This is a genomic window from Sulfitobacter noctilucicola, from assembly GCF_000622385.1.
GTDB classification, from domain to species: domain Bacteria; phylum Pseudomonadota; class Alphaproteobacteria; order Rhodobacterales; family Rhodobacteraceae; genus Sulfitobacter; species Sulfitobacter noctilucicola.
Map to the genome: position 1 here is coordinate 441,260 of NZ_JASD01000008.1, position 14,577 is coordinate 455,836.

Here is a 14,577-nt window from a genome sequence, read left to right on the forward strand (position 1 = left end):
ATCGCGCACTGCAAGCAAGGGCTTGCGGCCCGCGTTCACCACGTTAGCTTGAGCCCAAGCTAAAGGAGCCAGCCCCATGAGTTTTGACGAGATCATCGACCGCCGCGACACCCATTGTGCAAAATGGGACAAGATGGAGGCGCTCTATGGTGTGCCACGCGATGAAGGCATCGCGATGTGGGTCGCTGACATGGACTTCCGTCCGCCGCAGGTGGTGCAGGATGCGGTGCAGGCGATGCACGATCATGGGGTCTATGGCTATTTCGGGGATGACAGCAAATATCTGGGTGCCATCCAGTGGTGGATGGAAAACCGGCATGGCTGGAAAGTCGATCCTGAGTGGATTTTCACCACACACGGGTTGGTGAACGGCACCGCAATGTGCGTCGACGCCTTCACCGCCGAAGGAGACGGCGTGGTGCTGTTCACGCCTGTCTATCACGCCTTTGCCAAGGTAATTAACGCTGCGGGTCGCAAGGTCGTTGAATGTGAAATGCCCGTGCGCGATGGCCGCTACGAAATGGACTTCGTTAGCTGGGATGCTCAGATGACAGGCACCGAAAAGATGGTGATCCTCTGCTCTCCGCATAACCCCGGCGGCCGGGTCTGGACCCGTGATGAATTGCAGGGTGTGGCAGATTTTGCCAAGCGGCACGATCTGATCCTTGTATCCGACGAAATCCACCACGATCTGGTTATGCCCGGTAACACACACATCCCGATGGCTAAAATCGAAGGGATCACCGACCGGTTGGTGATGATGACCGCGACAACCAAGACGTTCAATATCGCTGGCAGTCATTCCGGCAACGTCATCATCGAAGATCCCGACTTGCGCGCGAAATTTGGCGGGCGGATGATGGCGCTGGGATTATCGCCGAACTCGTTCGGGCTTTTCATGGCAACGGCAGCGTATTCTCCCCAAGGAGCGGCGTGGGTAGATGACTTGGTCAGCTATCTGGATGGCAACCGTCGCCTATTCGACGACGCGGTGAACGCGATCCCGGGATTGAAATCCATGAACCTCGAAGCGACCTATCTTGCGTGGGTCGATTTTGAGGATACCGGGATGGCACGCGACGAGTTTACCAGACGCGTTCAGGAAGATGCGCGTATCGCGGTTAATCACGGCCCAACGTTTGGCAAAGGCGGCGAAAGCTATCTGCGCTTTAACATCGCAACGCCGCGCTCGCAGGTTCAGGAAGCTTGCGACCGGTTGGCCAAAGCATTCGCAGACCTTCAGTAAGGATCAGCCCCCCGACAAATCTTGCGCCATCATCAAGGCGTTACCGTCAGGATCATAAAAAGTCGCGAGGCTGACCATACCTTCCATGGTGTCGGTCGGCCCGTCAAACCGTACGCCCGCCTGTTCAAGGGCTGTGCGCGCCACGGTGATATCAGCCACACCAAAGACAGGCACCGCGTTACCCGGCGCGGGCTCTGCCTGTTCTCCCAAGCCGATCGTCACACCCTTCGTCATCGTCTCAAGCTCGCTCCAGCCAGCCTCGTCAATATGCATCTTCAAAGTGAACCCCAGCATGTCCGAGTACCACGCCGCGCTGGCATGACGATCCTTGACTGACAGCGCAAAAGTTATCGTTTCGTCCAATGTGACTACTGACACCGCTCTTTCCTCCGACATTAAAATATATTAACTATACTTTATGGACATAAACTTACTTGTCAAGATTACTTCGCGGGCGTGGTCGCTAACCATACTGGCCCGCATTCACCGCGGGACACCGGCACGGCAAGCAGCGCTTTTGGCAGATACAGGCGCAGGCCGGACTGCTTTCGCGGCAAGCCTGAAACATCTGATTGATTTGGGAATGCTGGAGCGAAATCCGGGACATGGGCATCCCTTGCGGCCTGAATACCGGCTCACCGCCATAGGGGAAAAAGCGGCTGCGATGGCTGACCGGATCAAAGCCATAGCGCCCGAAACATCCCTGTTACGGCGTAGTTGGACGGTGCCGGTTCTGGCCGTGAGCGGAACACCGAAACACTATTCTCAAGTCAAAGGAGCGCTAGGGCCGATCACTGACAGGGCGCTCTCCCAATCGCTTAAACAACTGCATGATGCGCGTTGGATTGAACGCGAGATCAATACGCACACCACGCCGCCGCGCGTGAGCTATTGTGCAGTCGGTCCAGGCAGACAGATCTACCGCGCCGCCGGACTAGAGGCTCAGGGCTGAGCGGTTATCCGTAATCAGACCAGCGGGCGCAGTGCCGGACCTTACAAAATCCAGAGCGGCGGCAGATGCCACTGCTGTTGCACGCTTGAATTCGTACCGCATCTCATCTGTTTCCAGTTCGGACGCGACGACAAGGCATTGGAAGAGGTGAACCGACCCGTCATAGAGATCGACGAGGCCGCGCAACGTTGGAGCATCCGAGGCCGTAACCGCAAAGCCGGTCTTCCACATCCGCAAGACCGGATAGACAATACCACCCACCTCAAGCCGCAAACGTGACGCTTTTCGCAGACTTTCATTCCGCGCCGCATCCAGCCCCGCCTGAATCTCTTTCGACAGCATCGCTTCCATATGATTGTCCTCCCCAGGTCCCTCATAAGTCGTTCGTTTTCGAACAAAGGCAAGCATCAGATTTTCCTTTTTGCGGGTTTGTCGCACAAGCGCCGACTGTGCGCCTGTGCAGGTAAGCTGCGCAGCGATACCTATGGGCAGATTATGACAGCAACACTACGTTCCGGTTTAAAGAATAGAAGGAGTGGACGATGGGTTTGTTGGTTGACGGGAAATGGCAAGACCAATGGTACGACACCAAGTCTTCGGGTGGAAAGTTCGAACGCTCTGCCGCTAAATTTCGCAATTGGATTACTGCTGACGGATCAGCCGGCCCAAGCGGTGAAGGCGGGTTCCCCGCGCAAAGCGGCCGCTACCACCTCTATGTCAGCTACGCTTGCCCATGGGCACATCGCACCCTGATCTTTCGTGCCATAAAGGACCTTACAGATCACATCAGCGTCTCAGTTGTGCATCCCGACATGTTGGGCGACGGTTGGACGTTTGATCAGGACTTTGACGGCGCGACCGGAGACACATTGTTTGGCCTGCCCTACGCACGTGACATCTACACGCGTGCCGATCCGGTCTTTACCGGTCGCGTCACTGTTCCGATCCTTTGGGATAAGGAACGCGGCACAATCGTCTCGAACGAAAGCTCGGAAATCATACGCATGTTCAACACGGCGTTTGATTCGATAACCGGCAACACACAGGACTTCTGGCCAGAGAAGCTTCACGCGGAAATTGAACCGCTGAATGATCGTATTTACGATACATTCAACAACGGGGTTTACCGCTGCGGTTTTGCGACAACACAAGAAGCCTATGACGAGGCTGTCGTGCCGTTGTTCGACACGCTCGACTGGCTCGAAGATATCCTAAGCCGTCAACGCTACCTTACCGGAGATTCGATCACAGAAGCAGACTGGCGGCTGTTCCCCACTTTGGTACGGTTCGATAAGGTCTACCACCTTCATTTCAAATGCAATCAGAAGCGGATTATCGATTATCCGAACCTGTGGGCCTACACGCGCGAACTTTTTCAGTGGGACGGAGTTTCAGAGACGGTGAACTTCGATCACATTGTCCGTCACTACCACTACAGCCACGAAACCATTAACCCTAACAGAATCATCCCGATTAACCCCGATCCCGACTTCACAGCCCCGCACGGGCGGTAGAAACCTTAATGACGGTCTGATCCGTAGTGTTCTACCACTGCGGCCAGATCGTCAGGTGGTGTGGTCGAGGGAAGGAATGCGCGGACATTGGCAGAATGGCTGAAGATCGACCCGTCAGAAAAGAAGGACGTGTTGGTGACAAAAACAACCCGCGCGTCCGGTTGGCGGTAATCGGCATAATCCGCAACAGCGAGCGCCGACCCCTCATCCAATATCAGATCCAATACGATGATATCAAAAGACTTTTCAGACAACAGTCCAATCGCCGCATCTTGGGTCGCCACGCGCGCAACATCCATGCCCAGACGCTCAAGATGACGCTGCCACAACGTACCCAACTCGGCATGGCTTTCAACGATCATCACAGTCGTTGATGCGCTGTCATGCTGCGTGGCGATGTCTACAAGCTTGGTCATAGCCTCTGTCGTCTGCCCATTTTCTTAATAAAGCGTTAATGCCAGTCAAAATACATTAACTGATCACTTGGACTTATCGAGAGTGGCGATTTTCCGCTTTGATGTCCTACGCTATCAGGCAATACACTGCTCAAATCGTAAAAGCGGATACTTCATCGGATGCAAAGCAAGCGTGATCACGGCGGCAACCTAGATGCCGCAATCGCCCGTTTCGGCGGCAAGCGTTCCGATTGGCTTGATCTGTCCACAGGCATCAATCCTGTGTCCTATCCTTTGCCTGATCTTTCACATGACGCCTGGACCGCTCTGCCTGACCAGGGCGCGCTAGATATTCTCGAAGGGGCTGCACGCGCGTTCTGGTCGGTGCCTGCTTCTGCGACTGTGCGTGCAGTCCCTGGTGCATCGTCAGCCATCGCCCATATCCCCTTACTGTCGCCCGCACGACAGGTAGACATCCCAACGCCAACCTATAATGAACATGCGGCCAGCTTTCTTAGCGCCGGCTGGAAAATCGGACAAGGAGACACCTCTGCGACCGTGCATGTGCACCCCAACAACCCCGATGGCCGATTGTGGCGGGCCACGGACATTAAGGGCGCTCTGCGGGTCATTGACGAGAGCTTTTGTGACGTTACCCCCGACGCATCGCTTATCGACCTCGCAGCAGAGCGCGGAACGATTGTTCTCAAAAGCTTTGGTAAATTCTGGGGGCTCGCGGGTCTGCGTCTCGGATTTGCAATCGGTGATCCGGCTCTCGTCAATCGTCTGTCAGAAATGTTGGGACCATGGTCGGTTGCAGGCCCCGCACTTGAGATCGGAGCCGCCGCGCTGCGTGATCTTGATTGGGCTGCGCAAACGCGCAGGCGCTTGCAAGCGGACGCACAGCGAATGGATGGGTTGATGAAAGATGCCAGCGCGACATTGGTTGGCGGCACAACCCTTTTCCGTCTGTATGAAGTCGAGAGTGCGCAGGCAACACGGGACACGCTGGCGAAACACCAAATCTGGAGCAGAGTCTTTCCGTACAATCCGCGCTGGATTCGCCTGGGATTGCCGCATCTCGAAAGGTGGCCAAAGCTTGAGGCGGCGCTCGCATGAATGCAGCGTTGATACTGACGTGTGCCTTGGTGCTGGATGCCCTTATGGGGGAGCCACGCTGGATCTGGCAGCGCATACCCCATCCCGCTGTCTTGATGGGGCGGTTGATCGGTGAGGGCGACAAGCGTTTCAATACCGGGCGCGGTCAAAAAGCCAAAGGTGTGGCGTTGGTCTTGGCTCTTATACTGATCGGGTGGGCCTTTGGCCTGACGCTCTCAGTGCTTGGCCCATTATTCGAAATTTTTCTGGTCGCAGTGTTGCTGGCGCACAAATCACTGATCCAGCACGTTCAAGCTGTCGCATCGGGACTGCGTATGTCGATTGGCGAAGGCCGCAGGGCCGTGGCACTGATTGTAAGCCGGGATAGTGCACAGATGTCCGAGCCCGCCGTGGCGCGCTCCGCGATAGAGAGTGCCGCAGAAAACATGAGTGATGGTATCATTGCCCCGGCCTTCTGGTTCCTGCTCGGCGGCCTGCCCGGCATCATAATCTACAAGCTGGTCAATACCGCTGACAGCATGATCGGCTACAAAAATGCGCGTTACGCTGAGTTTGGTTGGGCAGCAGCACGACTTGATGATGTGCTGAACTGGGTTCCCGCACGCCTGACCGCCGCGTTCATTGCCATTCCTGCGCGGGTTCTTCGACAATGGCAGGCGATCCGGGCCGATGCTGCGCTGCACCGGTCCCCGAACGCAGGCTGGCCCGAAGCGGCGATGGCCCGCGCCATTCATGTAGCACTTGCAGGACCGCGTGCTTATGATGGCAAGATGCAGGAGTTTTCCTGGGTGAATGCCGACGCCCCAAAGCTCATCGGTGCTCCTGCGATTGATGCGGCGGTTAGCCGTCTGTGGCACGCTTGGGCGTTCTTTCTGGGCTGTTTGTGCATTCTGGGCCTAATCTGGTGAAAAGGATAACGATGCGAAAGACACTTTTGACGGCGGCCCTGATTTTGGCCGCATATACGCCTGCTGCGTTTGCGACTTGTGGTGGTTCGTTTACCGACTTTGTCGAAAGCCTGAAGGCCGAGGCCATCGCCTCGGGAATCGCTCCCGCGACGGCACAGTCTTTCTTTGCCGGTGTTAGAAGGGATCAGGCGGTTCTTGACGCAGACCGCAGGCAAGGTGTCTTTCAACTGCCCTTTATCGACTTCTCGCGCAGGCTGATTTCGAATGACCGCATCAATCGCGGTCGCGCCAACGCCCAGAAGTACGATACAATCTTCACAAGGATCGAGCAGCAATATGGTGTCAACCGTGGCGTTCTGCTGGCGTTTTGGGCGTTCGAGACGGACTACGGCGCATTCCAAGGAGATTTCAATACTGCCAATGCGCTGGTCACTCTTGCGCACGATTGCAGACGGCCGGAATTGTTTCGCCCTCAGGTCCTTGCCGCAATAGAACTGTTCGAAAAGGGCGCGTTTGATCCGGCCCGCACGACCGGTGCATGGGCAGGCGAGATCGGTATGGTACAGATGCTGCCTCGAGACATTCTGGAGAATGGAGTCGACGCCGATGGCGACGGGATCGTGTCGCTCAAAACCTCTGCGCCTGATGCCCTGATGTCGGGGGGCAAAATGCTGCACCATCTGGGGTGGCGTGCTGGTGAGCCGTGGCTTGCCGAAGTGAGCGTCCCGCAAGACTTCGATTGGTCCCTCACAGGTTTGGAAACCGTCAAACCTGTGTCCGCATGGACAGCGATGGGCGTATCAGGCCGCAATGGAGCGTTAGACAGCACCCTTGAGGCCTCTGTGTTGCTCCCACAAGGGCGCGGCGGCCCCGCGTTCATCGCCTACCCGAATTTCAGAGTGTATTTCGAATGGAACCAAAGTTTCACATATGTGATGACCGCTGCCTATTTTGCCACGCGTCTGAATGGCGCTCAGGTTTTTGACGCCGGCACGCCGCAAGCCGGTTTGAATGACAGCCAGATGAAAACGTTGCAAACAAGACTGCAAGCACTTGGACATGACGTTGGCAAAGTGGACGGCATTCTTGGTGCAGGCACCCGCGCGGCAGTGCGGACGGAACAAGCACGGCTGGGACTTCCCGTCGACGGCTGGCCGACACCTGCACTTTTGTCTCAACTCTAACACAGGAAAACCCATGCCCCTGAAAAAGACCGCAGCACAGATGGTTGCCGATGCCCGCAGCCGTATTGAAGAGATCGAGACCTCGGATGCCATTGCCATGGTCAACGACCCTCAAGTGCAGATCGTGGACCTGCGGGATCCAAGAGAGCGTGAACGCACCGGTTTTATACCCGGCAGTTTTCATTGTCCGCGCGGCATGCTCGAATTCTGGGTCGATCCAGACAGTCCCTACTTCAAAGACGTTTTCGCACAGGACAAAAAGTTCGTCTTTCACTGCGCATCCGGCTGGCGTTCCGCCATCTCAGTAGCAACGCTGCAAGACATGGGCTTTGAAGCGGCTCACTTGAAAGAAGGGTTCGGAAGTTGGGAAAAAGCCGGCGGACCAGTCGAGAAAGTCGCGCCGAATAGCCTTAGGCCACCATCGTTTCGGCCTTTTTAAGGTCGACTGACACCAGCTGGCTGACGCCCTGCTCTGCCATTGTGACACCGAACAAGCGGTCCATCCGTGCCATCGTCACGGCGTGGTGCGTGATGATCAGGAACCGGGTATCTGTCTGGCGACACATCTCGTCCAGCAGATCGCAGAACCGCGTCACGTTCGCATCGTCCAGTGGTGCGTCAACTTCGTCCAACACACAAATTGGTGCGGGGTTGGCAAGGAATACAGCAAAGATCAGTGCCATCGCCGTAAGGGTTTGCTCCCCACCCGACAAAAGGCTTAGCGTGCTCAGTTTTTTTCCCGGTGGCTGACACATAATCTCCAGGCCGGCCTCAAGGGGATCATCGGATTCGACCATCACAAGGTTCGCCTCACCGCCGCCAAAAAGATGCGTAAACAACATCGAGAAGTTGGAGTTCACCTGCTCGAAGGCGGTAAGCAGCCGCTCGCGCCCTTCGCGGTTCAAACTGGCGATACCCGAGCGCAGGGTTTTAATCGCTTCTTCCAGATCAGCTTTCTCAGCGACCAGCGCATCATGCTCTTCGCGGACTTCCTTGGCATCCTCTTCGGCACGAAGATTGACTGCCCCCAAAGAATCCCGCTGTCGTTTCAGACGGTTCACATCCGCTTCCAGCGCCTCAGCCGTTGGCATCTGGTCCGGATTGACGTCAAGCGTTGTCAAAAGCTGGTTCGGCGTTCGCTGGCTGTCTTCCGCGATCCGCTCTGACGCAGCCAGAACCGTTTCTTTCGCAGCTTCTGCTCGCGCTTCTGACCGCGCGCGGGCCTCGCGGGCTTCGGATGCCTCCCGCTCTGCTTCGCGCTCGGCCAATGTCGCTTCGCGCAACGCACCTTCTGCCGCTGACAGAACATCAGTGGCCTGCGCCTTGCGGGCCTCCGCAGTCGTGATTGCCTGTGCAAGCTCATCCCGCTTGGCAGCAATCTCGGCCGGAGCAGCACCCGCTTCTTTCAGTTCCGCCTCCGAGGTCGTTTTACGCTCAACCAGTTCTGCACTGCGTTTCTCCGCAGTCTCAAGACGGTGACGCCAGCCGCTCAACTCTTTGGTTACTTCCTGCGAGCGTTTGATTCGCGCCTCGCCTTCGCGGCGCAATTCGTCATGAGCAGAGCGGCGTGACATCATTGTGATCCGCGCCGCCTCAACGGTCATGCGCAAATCCTCGATACCGGCGCGGGCATCTTCCAGATTGCCCAATTCAGCCAAGGCGCGCTCGGCCTCCAACACACGGCCACGCGCTGCCATTGCCTCATCCTCGTGGCGCTTCACTGCCAATCCAAGGCTTTCCAGACGGCCTTCAGCAAGATTGCGATCCGCTTCAACGCGGCTCAGCGCACGTCCAGCGTCCGCCACCGCGCGGTCAGCATCCCGTCGCGCCTCTCGCGCACGCTTGTCTGCCTCTGTCTGCTCTGCCAATCGGCGAGTAAGTGTGTCATGCGCCGCTCTCGCACCCTCAGCACGCTGGTTGGCTTGCTCCAGTGACTGCTTAAGCACTTCAAGACGGTTAAGCTGTTGCAGGCGCAAGGCCGCGGCAGATGGCGCATCCTCGGCCCACGCGCGGAACCCGTCCCAGCGCCACAGATCCCCCTCAAGGGAAACCAACCGTTGCCCCGGCAGGAGCGCACCTTGTAGTGCCGGGCCGTCATCGGGATCGACCAGACCAATCTGCCCCATCCGGCGGGCCAGAACCTCTGGCACAGACACATGCAACGTCAGCGGCGTGACCCCGGATGGCAATGATTGGTCGTTATCATATTGTGGCAACAGCGCCCAACCTGACGGCCCTTCGGCATCTACCTGAGGTGCACGAAGATCATCTGCAAGCGCTGCACCCAACGCTTTTTCAAATCCATGTTCGACCTGCAAGCGGTCAAGAATTTGGCCACCCTCAGCGGTGTCACGTTCTACCAGCTTTGCAAGAGCCGCCACCTCGGCCCGCAGCGCGTTCATCTCGCCCTCGGCCTCTGAACGCTCCGCGCGAGCATCCGCCTCGCGGGATTGGGTATCTGCGCGCGCTTCTTCTGCTGCAAGCAAGTTCGCATCCGCTTCTGATGCCGCCTGAACCGCCGCTGCCTCGGCAGTCTTGGCCGCATCAAAATCAAGAGCCGCCTGCGCGAGAGCGGCTCGAGACGCCTGCGCCGCCTCCTGCGCCTTTACCGCTTCCGCTTCGGATTTCGATTGTGTCTTGCGGCTGTCATCAAGCAAGCGTTCGGCTGATCCGTGTCTTGCTGCCAGACGGGCGACATCCTCCGTCTGTTGCGCCAGATCACCTTCACGCGATTGCAGAACGGTTGCGGCCTCGCGGGCGGTGTCCGATGCGCCCTGCAGGGCATCGGCGTGACCTTCGCCTGCTTTTGAAAGCTCGGTCGCCTCCCATTCCAGACGTTCAATCGTTTCGCCGGCGTCACGGTTCAAGCCGCCCTCACGCTCGATATCCCGCGCCAATTGCGAAATGCGATTCTGAAGCGTTTCAATTGTCTGCTGCGCGCGCGTTTCCTGTTCGCTGAGCGTGTCGCGCTGCACAACAAGGCGCTGCAAAACAGCGGCGGCAATCGCGTCTTCTTCGCGGAGGGCCGGCAGAGCGTCTTCTGCCTCTTGCCGCCCTTTGGCGCATTGCTGAACCAACGTCTGGGCCTGCGCCGCGGCTGTGACCCGCGTGCGCAAAACCTCGTCTGCTGCGGCACGTGCATCATCTGCCTCGCGCCAACGACGGTACAACAACATGCCTTCACTGCGCCTCAGGGCATCGCCAATTTCCCGGTAGCGTGCCGCCTGACGGGCCTGCCTGGCGAGCTGAGCCAGCTGGGCGGCCAGTTGTTCGATCACATCGTCGACCCGCGCGAGGTTCGCTTCTGCACCGTTCAGCTTCAATTCCGCCTCGTGCCGCCGCTGATAAAGGCCGGAAATACCTGCCGCTTCTTCAAGAATACGTCTGCGGTTTTTAGGCTTGGCGTTAATCAGCTCCGAGATTTGGCCCTGCCGGACCAACGCCGGACTATGCGCACCGGTGGAGGCATCTGCGAAAAGCATCTGCACATCCCGCGCGCGGACGTCCTTGCCTGCTGCCTTGTATGCACTGCCAACGTCCCGCGTAATCCGGCGGACAATTTCCAACCCGTCTGAATCGTTGAACCCTGCGGGCGCAAGGCGTTCGGAGTTGTCGATATGAAGGGCAACTTCGGCGAAATTACGGGCAGGTCGGGTGGCCGCACCAGCAAAGATAACGTCTTCCATACCTCCGCCACGCATTGCGGTCGGTCGGTTCTCGCCCATCACCCAGCGCAGCGCTTCCAAGAGGTTCGACTTGCCACAGCCATTTGGCCCGACAACACCAGTCAGACCATCAGCAATGATCAGATCGGTCGGGTCAACGAAGCTTTTGAAGCCTGTCAGTCTGAGTTTGGAAAAGCGCACGTCGACAGTGGCTCCAGTGATTCCTGCGTTTCACAAAGTGCGGGTTCCAGCTGGATCGTGTCAAGCCGACACCACAAGGTAAAGGCTGCAAACACACGTTATCCACAAGATATTGCGGTATTGGCTGGTTTGTTATGACGAAAGTGTCGAAGTTACAGACGAGGCGAAGCGGTCCATATCATACTGTTACAACATGTACGACGACGCGAGACGCGGATCGAGATATTGCAGCGACCCTGCTTTGGTCATATGATTTGACCAATCAAGGAAAACAGATGCCATTTCGCCCGGTTACCCCTGAAAAGCTATCGCTTGCCGTCATCCGTCAGATTGAGCAGTTGATCCTGCGCGGTGTTCTGCGGGCGGGTGAGCGGCTCCCTTCGGAGCGGGAACTTGCGGACAGGCTGAAGGTCTCCCGCCCGTCTTTGCGCGACGCTCTTTCCCAGCTGCAAGAGAACGGCTTGCTAACTGCCAGACCGGGCGCAGGTGTCTATGTCGCCGATGTGCTTGGCAGCGCCTTTTCACCCGCTTTGGTAGAGCTGTTCGGGCGTCACGATGAAGCAGTGTTCGACTACCTGTCATTTCGACGCGATATGGAAGGGCTCGCCGGTGAACGTGCCGCAAAGTTCGGATCTGATACCGACCTTGCCGTTGTACAGGCCATCTTTGAGAAGATGGAACATGCGCATGGACGGCGGAACGCTGAAGAAGAAGCTCAGCTTGACGCGCAATTCCACATGGCGATCATTGAGGCGAGCCACAACGTTGTGATGCTGCACATGATGCGATCCATGTACGAGCTTTTGCGTGGCGGCGTATTCTATAACAGACAGGTTATGTTCAAACAGCGCACCAGCCGGACAGCGCTGCTGGATCAACACCGCGCGATCAATGAGGCGCTACAGGGACGAGACCCGCAAGGTGCCCGCAACGCAATTGAGACGCACCTGAATTTCATAGAGGCGTCGCTTGCCGACCAGCAAAAGGCCGCGCGAAACGAGAGCATTGCACAGCAACGTTTGCAGCATGAGACCGAAAACTAACGGTAGCCGCCAAAGTATAGTTAAACGGCAAAGAAAAAGCCCCGGTGTTTCCACCGGGGCTTTCTAACTCAAACAAGTGCTCAGAACGATTAGTGCAGCTTGGTTTCGACCTGTGCAATCGCGTCATCGATCAGCTGACCACCTTGTGCGGCCGTCATCTGCTTGGCGATCACATCGCGTGCCGCAGCAATTGCTATGGATGCCGCTTGATCGCGTACTTCCTTGATGGCTGAAGCTTCGGCAGAGCCAATCTGCTCTGCTGCCGCTGCCATCCGGCGCGTTACGGATTTCTCCAGATCAAGCTTGGCCTTTTCAGCGGCGGCATTCGCCTCTTCCTTGGCACTGCTGACGATACGGTCTGCCTGCTCCTGCACTTCTTTCTGCTTGCGCTCGTATGAGGCCAGCAAAGTCTGTGCTTCTTCACGCAGGCGGCGCGCTTCTTCAAGCTCGGCACGGATATCGTCGGCACGCTTATCAAGCATCCCACCCAAAAGGCCGGGAACTTTGAAGTAGAAAAGTATGCCGATGAAGACGAGCAGACCCAGCAAAACAACGAAGTCTGTGTTGGTCAGCGAAAAGAACGGGCCTTTCGCTGCAAGCGCGGGTGTCGCGAACAAGCCGGTCAGGGCGACGGTCAGTGTAAAACGCATACCATTCATCCTTTCATCCGGGCTGTAACAGCCGCATTGATTGTCTTGGCATCCGCCTTGCCACCCATCGCCGCCACAATTTCCTTGGCCGTATCTTTGGCCACGGTTGTCACGTTTTCCAATGCAGAGGCACGGATCTCGGCGATCGCTTTTTCCGATTCTGCTGATTTCGCAGCAATCTCGGCGTCAGCTTTCTGGATGGCGACATCCAGATCGGCTTTGATTTCAGTCTTGGCCTGCTCAACAATGCGCTGTGCTTCCGCACGGGCGTCAACCAGAGCTTTGTCGTATGCAGCTTCGGCTTCAAGCGCCTTAGCTTTCAGGTCTTCGGCAGCGGCCAGATCATTGGTGATGGTACCGGTACGCTCTGCCAGAACCGCGCCGATGCGGGGCAGCGCCACGCGTGACAGGATCAGGTAGATCGCAATGAGTGCCAGAACGAGCCAGAAAATCTGGTTGCCCCACCAGTCGAAGCACAGCTGCGGCATGCCGATGGCAGAGCCATCTGGCCCCACACAGGTGCCCGCCATTTCGATATCAATAGGTTCAGTTGCCATTTCGGCTTCTCCTTGGAAACGAGACCCTGAATATTCGGGGCTTACAAGCGGACAGGAGTTTCCCCCTGCCCGCACATAAGACTGTCGTTACCTTGGGGTATTAAACAGCGAACATCAGGAGCAGAGCTACGAGGAACGCGAAGATCCCCAGCGCTTCTGCGAACGCGATGCCGATGAAGAGTGTCGCTGTCTGGCTTGCAGCGGCTGATGGGTTGCGCAGAGCGCCAGCCAAGTAGTTGCCTGCAACGTTACCAACACCGATAGCGGCTGCGCCGGAACCGATTGCTGCCAGACCTGCGCCGATGTGTGCGAGTTCGCCTTCCATGAGAATTCTCCTATTAAGTTGGAAGTTGAGTATTTGGACGGGTGTTAAAGTTATCGCCCGAATTAGTGATGCGGATGCAGCGCGTCCTTGAGGTACACGCATGTCAGAATGGTAAAGACGTAAGCCTGAATGAAGGACACGAGGACCTCCAGACCGTACATCGCCGTGATGCCGAGGATCGCGATAGGCGATACGGCAGTCAGTGCAGCAAAACCTGCGAACACCTTGATCACCGCGTGACCCGCCATGACGTTGCCCGCCAGACGAATGGAGTGGCTAACGGGGCGTACGAAGTACGAGATGATTTCGATCACGGCCAGAATGGGGCGCAGCGCAAGCGGTGCAGATGCCACCCAGAAGAGGCTCAGGAACGCCGCGCCGTTTTTCACGAAACCCAGGATAGTCACGGTAAGGAACACGGCGAGCGCCAGTACAACTGTGACAGCAAAGTGAGACGTCGGCGTAAAGGCTGTCGGGATCAGGCCAAGGAAGTTACAGCAGACGATGAACATGAACAGCGTCATGATATAGGGGAAGTACTTGACCCCTTCTTTGCCGCAGATGTCTTCGACCATCTTGTAGATAAAGCCATAAGCAAGCTCTGCTACGGACTGCATGCGCGTCGGGATGACCGAACGTTTGGAGCTGCCCAGCACCAGCAGTGCGAACACAGCAATAACAGCAAGAAACATCCAGAACGTCGCGTTCGTTACCGTGTACCATGCAACGGGGCCGTCGCCGAAGAACGGCTCGACAATAAACTGGTCCATCGGGTGAAAGACCAACCCGCCTTCTTCGCTGTGTGCTTCTGTCGCCAT

At 57.1% G+C, this 14,577-nt stretch carries 16 protein-coding genes; 8 read left to right on the forward strand and 8 right to left on the reverse strand.

All coding sequences use genetic code 11. From position 1 onward, the window contains the following. Positions 1-76: 76 nt before the first annotated feature. A complete protein-coding gene (locus tag Z946_RS0105800) occupies positions 77-1,246 on the forward strand; it encodes a MalY/PatB family protein (RefSeq protein ID WP_025054784.1) in 1,170 nt (389 codons plus the stop codon). 3 nt (positions 1,247-1,249) lie between these two features. Here the strand turns inward: Z946_RS0105800 and Z946_RS0105805 are convergent, their stop codons facing one another. Further along, a complete protein-coding gene (locus tag Z946_RS0105805; protein WP_025054785.1) occupies positions 1,250-1,624 on the reverse strand; it encodes a VOC family protein in 375 nt (124 codons plus the stop codon). 40 nt (positions 1,625-1,664) lie between these two features. Here Z946_RS0105805 and Z946_RS0105810 point away from each other — a divergent pair, with 40 nt between their 5' ends. Then, positions 1,665-2,198 (forward strand): winged helix-turn-helix transcriptional regulator, encoded by a 534-nt coding sequence (locus tag Z946_RS0105810; RefSeq protein ID WP_025054786.1) that lies wholly within the window; start codon positions 1,665-1,667, stop codon positions 2,196-2,198. On the opposite strand, the gene Z946_RS0105815 is transcribed toward Z946_RS0105810, so the two are convergent. Further along, complete coding sequence (locus Z946_RS0105815) at positions 2,181-2,549, reverse strand: hypothetical protein (protein WP_025054787.1); 369 nt, start codon at positions 2,547-2,549, stop codon at positions 2,181-2,183. The two genes, Z946_RS0105810 and Z946_RS0105815, sit on opposite strands and share 18 nt — an antisense overlap. 191 nt (positions 2,550-2,740) lie before the next feature. On the opposite strand from Z946_RS0105815, the gene Z946_RS0105820 reads away from it, so the two are divergent. Continuing rightward, positions 2,741-3,712 carry a glutathione S-transferase family protein gene (locus tag Z946_RS0105820; RefSeq protein ID WP_025054788.1) on the forward strand — a complete coding sequence of 324 codons (972 nt, stop codon included), beginning with the start codon at positions 2,741-2,743 and terminating at the stop codon, positions 3,710-3,712. Positions 3,713-3,717: 5 nt separating this feature from the next. Here Z946_RS0105820 and Z946_RS0105825 read toward each other — a convergent pair whose 3' ends face one another. Next, on the reverse strand, positions 3,718-4,128 hold the full coding sequence (locus Z946_RS0105825; protein WP_052836076.1) for a response regulator transcription factor: 411 nt from the start codon (positions 4,126-4,128) through the stop codon (positions 3,718-3,720). Positions 4,129-4,287: 159 nt separating this feature from the next. Between Z946_RS0105825 and Z946_RS0105830 the strand changes: the two genes are divergently transcribed. From Z946_RS0105830 to Z946_RS0105845, 4 genes are read left to right on the forward strand one after another with little or no spacing between them, the layout of a single operon-like run. Next, on the forward strand, positions 4,288-5,226 hold the full coding sequence (locus tag Z946_RS0105830; protein WP_025054790.1) for a threonine-phosphate decarboxylase: 939 nt from the start codon (positions 4,288-4,290) through the stop codon (positions 5,224-5,226). After that, positions 5,223-6,134 (forward strand): adenosylcobinamide-phosphate synthase CbiB, encoded by a 912-nt coding sequence (cbiB, locus tag Z946_RS0105835; protein WP_025054791.1) that lies wholly within the window; start codon positions 5,223-5,225, stop codon positions 6,132-6,134. The genes Z946_RS0105830 and cbiB overlap by 4 nt, the downstream gene beginning before the upstream one ends. A gap of 11 nt (positions 6,135-6,145) precedes the next feature. Next, a complete protein-coding gene (locus Z946_RS0105840; protein ID WP_025054792.1) occupies positions 6,146-7,318 on the forward strand; it encodes a lytic murein transglycosylase in 1,173 nt (390 codons plus the stop codon). Between the two features lie 13 nt (positions 7,319-7,331). Continuing rightward, positions 7,332-7,757, forward strand: a complete 426-nt coding sequence (locus tag Z946_RS0105845; protein ID WP_025054793.1) for a rhodanese-like domain-containing protein — start codon at positions 7,332-7,334, stop codon at positions 7,755-7,757. Here the strand turns inward: Z946_RS0105845 and smc are convergent. Beyond that, positions 7,729-11,184: a chromosome segregation protein SMC gene (smc, locus tag Z946_RS0105850; RefSeq protein WP_025054794.1), complete on the reverse strand. Its 3,456-nt coding sequence runs from the start codon at positions 11,182-11,184 to the stop codon at positions 7,729-7,731. The genes Z946_RS0105845 and smc overlap by 29 nt on opposite strands. 275 nt (positions 11,185-11,459) lie before the next feature. Here smc and Z946_RS0105855 point away from each other — a divergent pair, with 275 nt between their 5' ends. Further along, entirely contained in the window at positions 11,460-12,227 is a 768-nt protein-coding gene (locus Z946_RS0105855) for a FadR/GntR family transcriptional regulator (RefSeq protein ID WP_025054795.1), read from the forward strand. Between the two features lie 89 nt (positions 12,228-12,316). On the opposite strand, the gene Z946_RS0105860 is transcribed toward Z946_RS0105855, so the two are convergent. The 4 genes from Z946_RS0105860 to Z946_RS0105875 all read right to left on the reverse strand — a co-directional run bounded on the left by Z946_RS0105860 (position 12,317) and on the right by Z946_RS0105875 (position 14,577). After that, a complete protein-coding gene (locus tag Z946_RS0105860) occupies positions 12,317-12,877 on the reverse strand; it encodes a F0F1 ATP synthase subunit B (RefSeq protein ID WP_025054796.1) in 561 nt (186 codons plus the stop codon). 5 nt (positions 12,878-12,882) lie between these two features. Further along, on the reverse strand, positions 12,883-13,434 hold the full coding sequence (locus Z946_RS0105865) for a F0F1 ATP synthase subunit B' (protein WP_025054797.1): 552 nt from the start codon (positions 13,432-13,434) through the stop codon (positions 12,883-12,885). Between the two features lie 100 nt (positions 13,435-13,534). Beyond that, positions 13,535-13,759, reverse strand: coding sequence for a F0F1 ATP synthase subunit C (locus Z946_RS0105870; RefSeq protein WP_011567586.1), 225 nt, complete (start codon positions 13,757-13,759; stop codon positions 13,535-13,537). A 62-nt stretch (positions 13,760-13,821) separates the two neighbouring features. Continuing rightward, positions 13,822-14,577 (reverse strand): F0F1 ATP synthase subunit A, encoded by a 756-nt coding sequence (locus Z946_RS0105875; RefSeq protein WP_025054798.1) that lies wholly within the window; start codon positions 14,575-14,577, stop codon positions 13,822-13,824.

Excerpts from the sequence above, each read along its gene's own strand:
- cbiB (WP_025054791.1), top strand. The coding sequence starts at position 5,223 with ATGAATGCAGCGTTGATACTGACGTGTGCCTTGGTGCTGGATGCCCTT.
- Z946_RS0105860 (WP_025054796.1), bottom strand. The coding sequence starts at position 12,877 with ATGCGTTTTACACTGACCGTCGCCCTGACCGGCTTGTTCGCGACACCC.
- Z946_RS0105855 (WP_025054795.1), top strand. The coding sequence starts at position 11,460 with ATGCCATTTCGCCCGGTTACCCCTGAAAAGCTATCGCTTGCCGTCATC.
- Z946_RS0105800 (WP_025054784.1), top strand. The coding sequence starts at position 77 with ATGAGTTTTGACGAGATCATCGACCGCCGCGACACCCATTGTGCAAAA.
- Z946_RS0105865 (WP_025054797.1), bottom strand. The coding sequence starts at position 13,434 with ATGGCAACTGAACCTATTGATATCGAAATGGCGGGCACCTGTGTGGGG.
- Z946_RS0105825 (WP_052836076.1), bottom strand. The coding sequence starts at position 4,128 with ATGACCAAGCTTGTAGACATCGCCACGCAGCATGACAGCGCATCAACG.
- Z946_RS0105875 (WP_025054798.1), bottom strand. The coding sequence starts at position 14,577 with ATGGCGACAGAAGCACACAGCGAAGAAGGCGGGTTGGTCTTTCACCCG.
- Z946_RS0105815 (WP_025054787.1), bottom strand. The coding sequence starts at position 2,549 with ATGGAAGCGATGCTGTCGAAAGAGATTCAGGCGGGGCTGGATGCGGCG.
- Z946_RS0105820 (WP_025054788.1), top strand. The coding sequence starts at position 2,741 with ATGGGTTTGTTGGTTGACGGGAAATGGCAAGACCAATGGTACGACACC.
- Z946_RS0105840 (WP_025054792.1), top strand. The coding sequence starts at position 6,146 with ATGCGAAAGACACTTTTGACGGCGGCCCTGATTTTGGCCGCATATACG.
- Z946_RS0105845 (WP_025054793.1), top strand. The coding sequence starts at position 7,332 with ATGCCCCTGAAAAAGACCGCAGCACAGATGGTTGCCGATGCCCGCAGC.
- Z946_RS0105870 (WP_011567586.1), bottom strand. The coding sequence starts at position 13,759 with ATGGAAGGCGAACTCGCACACATCGGCGCAGGTCTGGCAGCAATCGGT.
- Z946_RS0105830 (WP_025054790.1), top strand. The coding sequence starts at position 4,288 with ATGCAAAGCAAGCGTGATCACGGCGGCAACCTAGATGCCGCAATCGCC.
- Z946_RS0105810 (WP_025054786.1), top strand. The coding sequence starts at position 1,665 with ATGGACATAAACTTACTTGTCAAGATTACTTCGCGGGCGTGGTCGCTA.